At 51.1% G+C, this 8,339-nt stretch carries 3 protein-coding genes; 2 read left to right on the top strand and 1 reads right to left on the bottom strand.

What is annotated here, in order from left to right:
• Positions 1-219: 219 nt before the first annotated feature.
• Positions 220-474: a helix-turn-helix transcriptional regulator gene (locus tag LE190_RS11960; RefSeq protein ID WP_225238893.1), complete on the bottom strand. Its 255-nt coding sequence runs from the start codon at positions 472-474 to the stop codon at positions 220-222.
• A gap of 392 nt (positions 475-866) precedes the next feature.
• Here LE190_RS11960 and LE190_RS11955 point away from each other — a divergent pair, with 392 nt between their 5' ends.
• The gene (locus LE190_RS11955; RefSeq protein WP_225238892.1) at positions 867-5,747 is read left to right on the top strand and encodes a metallophosphoesterase; all 4,881 of its coding nucleotides are present in this window, start codon (positions 867-869) and stop codon (positions 5,745-5,747) included.
• A gap of 371 nt (positions 5,748-6,118) precedes the next feature.
• On the top strand, positions 6,119-8,311 hold the full coding sequence (locus tag LE190_RS11950) for a type VI secretion system Vgr family protein (RefSeq protein ID WP_225238891.1): 2,193 nt from the start codon (positions 6,119-6,121) through the stop codon (positions 8,309-8,311).
• Positions 8,312-8,339 lie beyond the last annotated feature (28 nt).

Here is an 8,339-nt window from a genome sequence, read left to right as displayed (position 1 = left end):
GTGCATCCGCATTCGGCGCTCGGCTACAAATCGCCACGGATGTTTAGGAAAGAGCGACGCCGTCAGGCTCTGGAAACTGACGCTAAATAGGCATCAGGCTGTGTCCGGGAAAAGCGGGGCAAGATCACTCTCGAAGAGCAAACTTATGGCGCCGGACTTAGCAGAAGTGACAGCGGAATTGCGGCGTCTCTTGGGATTACTCGACAGTGGGGCGGCAGGCTAGGAGTTGCAGTCTCGGCGGCTAGCACGAATGCACTGCACCGCCCACTGCTCGACTTCGCTCTTGATCCATGCCGCCGATCGACCTTGGAGCTTTACCGGCCTCGGGAAAGCGCCCCTCTTGATCGCGTCGTAGACACTGCTGCGCGACTTCCCGCAGATCGCTATCACCTCCTTCAACCTGATGAACCGAATGTCGGCACGGTTGCTTGACGCGCGACGCTCGATAACGGTGTCAATCGCTTGCTGATCCATGTATGCCTCCAAGTGTGAATTGAGAAGTTGCCTTATGGTCGCGCGGGCCAAATCGATTCAGTATTGCGTCGCTTGGCAGATGTGTAAGAGCGGCTGGCAGGTCATCTGGTGCAGGCGATGAACGGCAGTTTGCCTTCCGGTGACTGCTGAGGTATTGCGCAAATCCCGGTCTCGGCGCCGTTCGCATGCGGATCGAATGCGTTGAATACTGCCTTTGAGGGTTTGGTTCTTCTGGCAGGATAGACGGACGTCTTACAAACTTAAGGTTTGCGGGAGGTGTCACACATAAGATCTAGTGGCCCACCCTTCGAGTTGCAGTTGTTCAAAAAAAGTTTATTTCTTGCAACAAGGAAGTATTACAATATTGATTCCTTAAGACTATCTCTGCTCCCATGTCATTGAACTCCGCTCCGTTCTTACGTTGGTTACACCTGACTGACTTGCACATCGGCAACAATGTCGAGACACAGCGTATCGCTATGCAGTCACTTGTCCGGGCAATTGAGAATCACTCTGGAGGACGGCCCTTCGATCTCGTGATCTTAACTGGCGACTTAGTGTACTCAGGAAAACGCGCAGAGTTTGATTCACTAATCAATACCCTAATCACGCCGTTAAGAGATTTGGAGTTGTGTAAGGATGCACTTTTTGTTGCGGTTCCTGGTAACCACGATTTGGATTGCGATATTTCTTGTCCTTTGAATTGGAGTGGTATAGGACAAAGCCGTCAAGATATATTTTTTAACTTGGACTCTAAGGGGCAACAAGTAAGGCAGGGTCGAGCGTCCGCATTCGCAGAGTACAGCGAGTTTGTGCAGCGGGCGAATATTACAAGTGTAGACCCGCTCAAGGTACCGGCAGAGCTAAAAATCATTGAAATCAGAGAGCGAAAATTTGCTCTGATAACGCTCGTCACATGTTATTTCTCTGATAAAGAGGTTAAGGACTATCAGAAAGCGCCGATGCCTGTTCAGCCAATCCGTGCAGTTTTGCAGGATCGGGCCGTCAATCTTGCAAATACTATCGTATTAGGACACCATCCGAGCAACTGGTTTCTAAGTGATACCGATCGCAGGTTTGGTTCTCTGATGTATGAAGAGAATGCACTGTATTTGCATGGTCATGAACATTTAGTAACACCAAAATTTTCTGGGAGAGGGCTGACTTCTCTAGGCTTTGGCGCTGTTTATCCTGGGAGTCTTGATTCGTCAGCGAAAACCTATTATAGAAACTCATTTGCAATTTGCGAGCTAGATGATCATCTGCATGTGCAAGTCATATCGTGGGATGGTGAGAATGGCGTGTGGAAACCAGAACAGCACCTGCCTGTCGATTTTTCTGACGATAGTGAGCGTCTAGAAGGTGGATATAAACTGAAGCTGCCGACTACTGTTATTGGGTCTCAAACGATGTCGCCTCTCGGACAGCTCGCCTCGGCTGTGAAAGGTGAGGTGCGCATTGATCGTGTCATCTGGGTGGCAAATAATGAAGTCCAGAGATGGACGGATATTCTTACCTTGATGGGTAATCTAACTATAGGTTCGGAATCGTACAAATTACCCGCCCAAGTTCTAGCGTCCGGACACGTTCAGTTTAGGGTGCGTGATTCACGAGGTAGCTATCTTGTCCACGCAGTCGCCGCAAATGGCGATATGCTAAATCCAGAACAGCTAAAAAACATCAATACCGAATTAGATACTCGTGATTATGATGGTTGCTTCGTATCAACCATGGGCGCGCTAGGGCGGGACGCAAAAACTTTAGCTGATCAGTTGTCAGTTAGGAAAAATTTGCGTGTTTTTGAGCGTACGGAAATTGTAAAGGCTTTACTGCGTTCACTCAATGCTGGTCAGAGGCAGGCGCTTACTACTTCAGATCCACAGTTAACTGATGTGTCATTAGTGATCACCGATAATGGATTGGCGCTTCTTTTTGAGGATGCCACTCGGCAAGAATGGTTCACAATTGTTGGTGAGTCTGGGCACGTATTAACCGAGTCGGATTCACTGGTTCGTCAATTGCGTGAAACAATTCCATCGCTTTTGCGAATGCAATTTATAAGTAGTACTATAGGTTCAAATTCGGAAGAGCAAGTGTGCGTTCCCATTGTAGTGTTCGACAGAGATGAGTATCTATCTAAGAGCCATGCTCACTTTGACGATGTTCGGTACGCTCCCCTTGCTGCTCTAGGACTGAAATTCAAATCTGGATCGTTGTCCGAAATGTATGTGGCGGCGTCAGCCGACGTTGGTGGAAGCACTAAAACGAGCCAAAATGCGACGCGCGCACTAACTGAGCTTTTAGAGTCGCTAAGGTTGCCAGCTGCTCATCGCGAACAGTTGGAGGCGCAGATGCGCGCTCGGTATGGACTAGAGCGTACTGTAGAGGTAGGCGCTGCGACACAGCTTTACCAGCGATATAATAATATCGTAGTGTTAGGAGACCCAGGCTCGGGTAAAACGTGTTTTCTTAAACACGAAATTCTGTCTTATTGTTTAGGGAAAGAGGATGAGGGATGGTATTCCGGACATCTACCGGTGTATGTCTCTTTGGCTGATGCGGCTCGCCTGAGTAGTGAAGGCGAAGATATGCTAGGCATATGCGAAAAGCAGTCGGTGCGTCGCGGTATTGACCTGCCTAGAGTTGTCATCGAGGAAGAGCTTGCTCGTGGCACAGTGGCATTCTTTTTCGACGGATTAGATGAAGTCGGGCATATCGATAAGCGTATTGGCTTAATGGCCGAAATAGGGCGCTTAGTTAAGTCTTACTCAAAGTATGGAAACCGATTTGTTATTGCGTCTCGTCCTGCCGCTGTTCAACCAGTTGATGTGCCGGATGTCTTCACCTATGTTCAGTTAAAAGGATTAACTGAGTCAGAGATGCGAGTTTTAGCTAGCCGAGTTCTAACTGCTAGGCTCGGCGAAGTAAGTGAAGAACCTTTGGAGAAGGATGAGAGCGATCTTGTTGAACGCTTGCTCGCAGATACAAAAAACAACTCTGGTATTGCACGTATCGCAAAGAACCCCTTGCTATTAACGCTTCTGGTGTTAATTTATGCCAACACAGGTGCGCTATCGGCGAAGCGCCATGTCATATACACTCAAGCAATTAAAACTCTAGTGAGTGTTCGAGGTCGAGAATATCGAGAGAATCCGATATCCGAAGCTGATTTGCGCACTCGCCTTGGAGCCGTAGCGGTGGCGATCTTTAGCAGAGAAATTGACGAAATACCGCGTCGCGAAGATGTGGCCCGAATTCTGGCCTCAGCTATGAGTCAACGGGGCGGAAATGCTATCGAAGGAATTAACAAGTTTTTGCAGGAGGTTGCAGAAGCAACCGGTCTGCTAAGCATTCATTCTCAAGGCGAACAACCGTCTGAGGATGACCTAATTACGTTCATGCATTTCTCCTTCTTAGAGTATTATGCAGCCGCCGGCTTAATTGCCCGCGGTCATACGACGGTTTTGACTCGGTTGTGTCGTAATCCTCGCTGGAAAGATGTTACTACTTTGATGTTTGGTATTTTGTCCGACTATCGTGATATTACGATGGACATTAAAACCTTACTGCATGAGGACTCTCAAGCAGATCGAATTACCCAACACCGGCTGCTACTCGCACTGGATTGCGCTAGTGAATGCGATGTACCTCCAGAAGGTGCTCAGGAGTTATTGGCAGAAGCAATCGTCACTTGCATTTCTAATGGTGCCGGACGCTTCTCCGGTGAACTTAGGGAAAGCTTAGCTAGCAAAATTCAGGCGTTTATGACCAATTCTGGGCGTCGAGTTGAAATGGCACTCGAGAAAGGTCTAGCGCATGAGAATCCGCTAGTCGTGGCAGCATTTTGTCATTTAATTGCCGCCATGGATCAAGATGTGACCGTTTCTACTAATGTAAGGTCCGCATTCGTAAATGCTTTGAAGCTAGATCACCCTAGTGTTAACTCTGCTGCTATGCTTGCTATCGAGAAGCACTGTGAACTCCGTGATGAAGAAGCGCAAAACGCAGTAGGTCGTGCCCTTAATGGTAACCTTACTGAGAGACATAGTGCGTTAAAGGTGTTGTGCGCGGTGCCAGAATACCAGGGGCTGTATACGCAGAAAGTACAGGATCTTCTCAACGATACAAACCCGTTGATTTCGGAATTGGCTGCGAATAGTGTGCTTTTGAACGGTCTTCGCTCCGGAAGTTGGAGCGATCCAGAGTCGCCATCAGATTTTGCTATTCGTGAAAGGGTCTTAGTAAAGCTTTCTCAGAGTGACCAAGAGTCTCCAATTGCTGTGTCGGGTGTGACTTTGGATAATGCTGTAGTTGAGCAACTTCTAGCGTCCACAAGTGCGGCAGCAAATGAGTTGGCGGTCCGATATGTTGCGTTAGTTAAAGACGAAGCAGCATATGTTCACAGAACTTTGAGCCGAACCATGCGAACTAGTAGTAATAGTCGAATAATTGCAGCGTGCATGGATTCGTTTAGATCCGCCACTGATGCAATTACTCTTTTCAATATTGCGGACACTGACTTTGTTTGTCGTTTGATTGATCATAAAGAACGAAATGTTAGGTTATCGGCATTAAAGTTAATGGGTGAGTTGCCTGACGATGAGCAGGTGGTGGAAACGCTACGGGAAGTCTTGCGTGCGCCAGACGCGGTACGTGAACGGCGGAATGAAGCAGCTGAAGCGGCAAAAGCTCTAGCCAAGCATGTTCGAAGAAATCCAAAGCTTAAAGCCGAAATACTGGAGTTGGTTCTATCATTTATCCCTGCAATTGACTCGTCGTTTGGAGATGATAACCATCAGGAGCATATACGGACGATGTTGTTTGTCTGCGAGTCGATAGGAGGAACCAATCAGCAAGCCGCTCAAAAAATGTTGGCATTGGGTGAGAATTATAAAGTTCCTGATAGAATTCGTCGTCAGGCAATCCGTGCTTTTGGCCGTCTTGCAGATGCAACATTGCCGAATGTCCAAACATTATGCATCCTTTTAGATAAGAATGACTTCAAATTGAAAGAGGCGATTTATCCTTCCGTAACTTCATTTATCAAGAGGATGAGCGGAAAGGTTGAGTACGTAAGACGAATCTATCGATCACTAGAATCGCTTAAGACAAGTCTTGAGAAAGCGTGGGTGCGTGAAACTAGTGCGTCGTTGGAATCCATTGATCCGATTGCACCGAGGGATATTAGAGCAGCAATTATCGAGATCGAAAATTTAACTGCGGCTTATGAAGAATTCGCCGAGCGAGCAACTAGCGCGCCAATGCTAAAATAAATCTACGTCGGGCGTAGATTGAAGTGCTGTGTGCGTTTGGTTCGCGTTGATAAGCCAAAAATGGTATGGGTGCAGGGGTGGGTACTACATCCCGAGGATGCGATTTTCATAGTACAGTTCGCCGGACACCGCTTCCGCCAATCCGTTCTGCGCTCTCCCTCGCCCAGTGTGCCGATCCCATGGCAGGCGTTCGTCTGCTGCCAAATCCCGCCTGACGACTTCCCACAATCACGGTCCTTGATCTGCCTCGCGCCGCCGGGCGTGCAGGCTGGCATCCTCCCGCTGATGCAGCGCTCGCCTTAGTCGACGCCAGAGATGGATCACCCACTCAGCCCTCATAACCCGTACCAGTGTCGTGGGAGTAGTGCCAGATGTCTTTCAAACCAATCGATGGAGGCGTGGCAAGCGGCGCGCCGTATATTCCTGGTTCTACGCGTCCGGATGCGTCAGGCCAGGGGAGCACGCCCGCTTCCAGGCCTGGCGCGGCCAGCGCACTGCCTGCACTTGCCGGGCTGGCGGCCGAGGCCAGGGCGGCAGCCCAAATGCGGGCGGTAACGGGGCTGATGAACGAGGTCGGGCGCATGGCGGGCCCGGATGCCGACGCAGTCCAGGCCCCGGCGTCCACGCCGCCATTGATCATCGCGGAACATCCTTTGGCCGGACAGGCCGTCAACGACTTTACCAGCCCGACTCCTTCCTTTGTGCCGGCGGCGCTCGATCCGCAGCCGGAAGCAGCGCGCGAAGGTGGGGGAGGGGGCACCCCGAGTTTTGGCGAGGGCACGCGTTTGCTGCGATTCTATTCGCCACTGCCGGCCGATAAAACCTTGCTGATCGATTCCATGACAGGATCGGCAGCACTGTCCGAGCAATATGTCTTTCACCTGAATCTGCTGTCGACCGATGCCAGCATCGATCTACAGGATGTGATGGCAAAAAGCGTCAGCGTCGGTGTACAGCTGGCCGATGGTAGCGAGCACTTCATCAATGGCTATGTCAGGACCTTCGGTTTTACCCATGCCGACGGCGGTTTCGCCTTCTATCACGCCGAAATCGTTCCCTGGCTGTCCTACTTGAAGCTGCGCATCAATTCACGCATCTTCCAGAACATGAACGTGCTGGAGGTCCTCGAGACCATTTATCGGGGAGACTACGGCAGCCTGGCCGTCTACGAATTCCTCACCAACCGGTCCTATGCAAAGGAAGACTATATCGTCCAGTACCAGGAGTCCGACGAGCATTTCACCAGCCGGCTGATGGAAAAATATGGGCTGTTCTACTACTTCGAACATAGCGCATCAGGGCACCTGATGGTCATCAGCGACGACTCCTGCCATAGCGGCTTTTGTCCTCCGCACAGTGCGCATCCCGACATCCAGTTCAATGCGGGCGACCGGTCGCACGACGACGACAGTATCACCGCCTTCGCCGCGCAGCGCACCGTACAGCCAAGCAAAGTCGTGTTGAACACCTTCGACTTCAAGGCGCCCAGCAGTTGGCAATGCCTGGAAATGCCGACTGTTGCGCAGCAGGGCGACGTACCGCCGATGGAGATCTACGACGGTAACCCGGCGTTTGCATACAAGAACAAGGGCGCTGGCGAGCACGATGCGCGCCAGCGGATGGAGGTGCTGGAGTGGCAAGCCAAGGTCTTCCTGGGTGCGTCGAATTGTCGCGGTCTCATCCCTGGACATACTTTCAAACTGCATGATCACCACTGGTTCGACAACGGGAATAACGATCCCGATTTCCTGGTCATCTCCGTTCAGTACAACGCGCGCAATAACTATTTCGATGGCGACAGGCGGGACGTCTATACGAACACGTTCACGGCGGTACGCCGCAAGATTCCCTACCGTCCGCGGCGCGCCCATCGGGCCCCGAAAATGCCGGGACCGCAAACCGCGACCGTGGTCGGTCCGAAAGGTAGCGAAATCCATACCGACAGTTTCGGGCGGATCAAGGTACATTTCCACTGGGACCGCTACGGCCGCCATGACGAACGCAGCTCCTGCTGGATCCGCGTTTCCCAGCCATGGGCGGGCCAGAACTGGGGCACCATTGCGATTCCCAGGGTAGGGCAAGAGGTGATCATCGACTATCTCGAAGGAGACCCGGACCGGCCTATCTGCACCGGCCGCGTGTACAACGCCGAGCAGCCGGTGCCCTATGCCTTGCCGGCCGCGGCACACATGATGGGTTTCAGGAGCCGTTCCACGCCAGGGGGGAATGGGTATTGCGAAATGGTGATCCATGACCGCGCAGGTCAGGAGCTGATCAATATCCATTCTCAAAAGGACATGGTGACGACGGTCCAGAACAACCATACGACATTGGTCCATGGAGCTCACCAGATCAACACGGTATCAGCCGGATGCCACGTCACGACCGTCAAGAAGAAGATCGACATGACGTCGCAGACCGAGCATATCCACCTTACTGCTCAGACCGACATTACGCTGCAGGTCGGGGCGAGTCGGATTGTGATGAAAGCGGATGGCAAGATCACGATCGAAGGTGTGAATGTCGAGATTCTTGGAAGTAATCGGATTGATTTGAACAAGTAGGTGAGGTACGAAGTAGAGAATGTGCGGA

Source organism: Massilia hydrophila (assembly GCF_020208145.1).
Classification (GTDB): Bacteria; Pseudomonadota; Gammaproteobacteria; order Burkholderiales; family Burkholderiaceae_D; genus Telluria; species Telluria hydrophila.
Note: the sequence above shows the minus strand (reverse complement) of the source record. Positions and strands in the feature narration are given on the sequence as shown.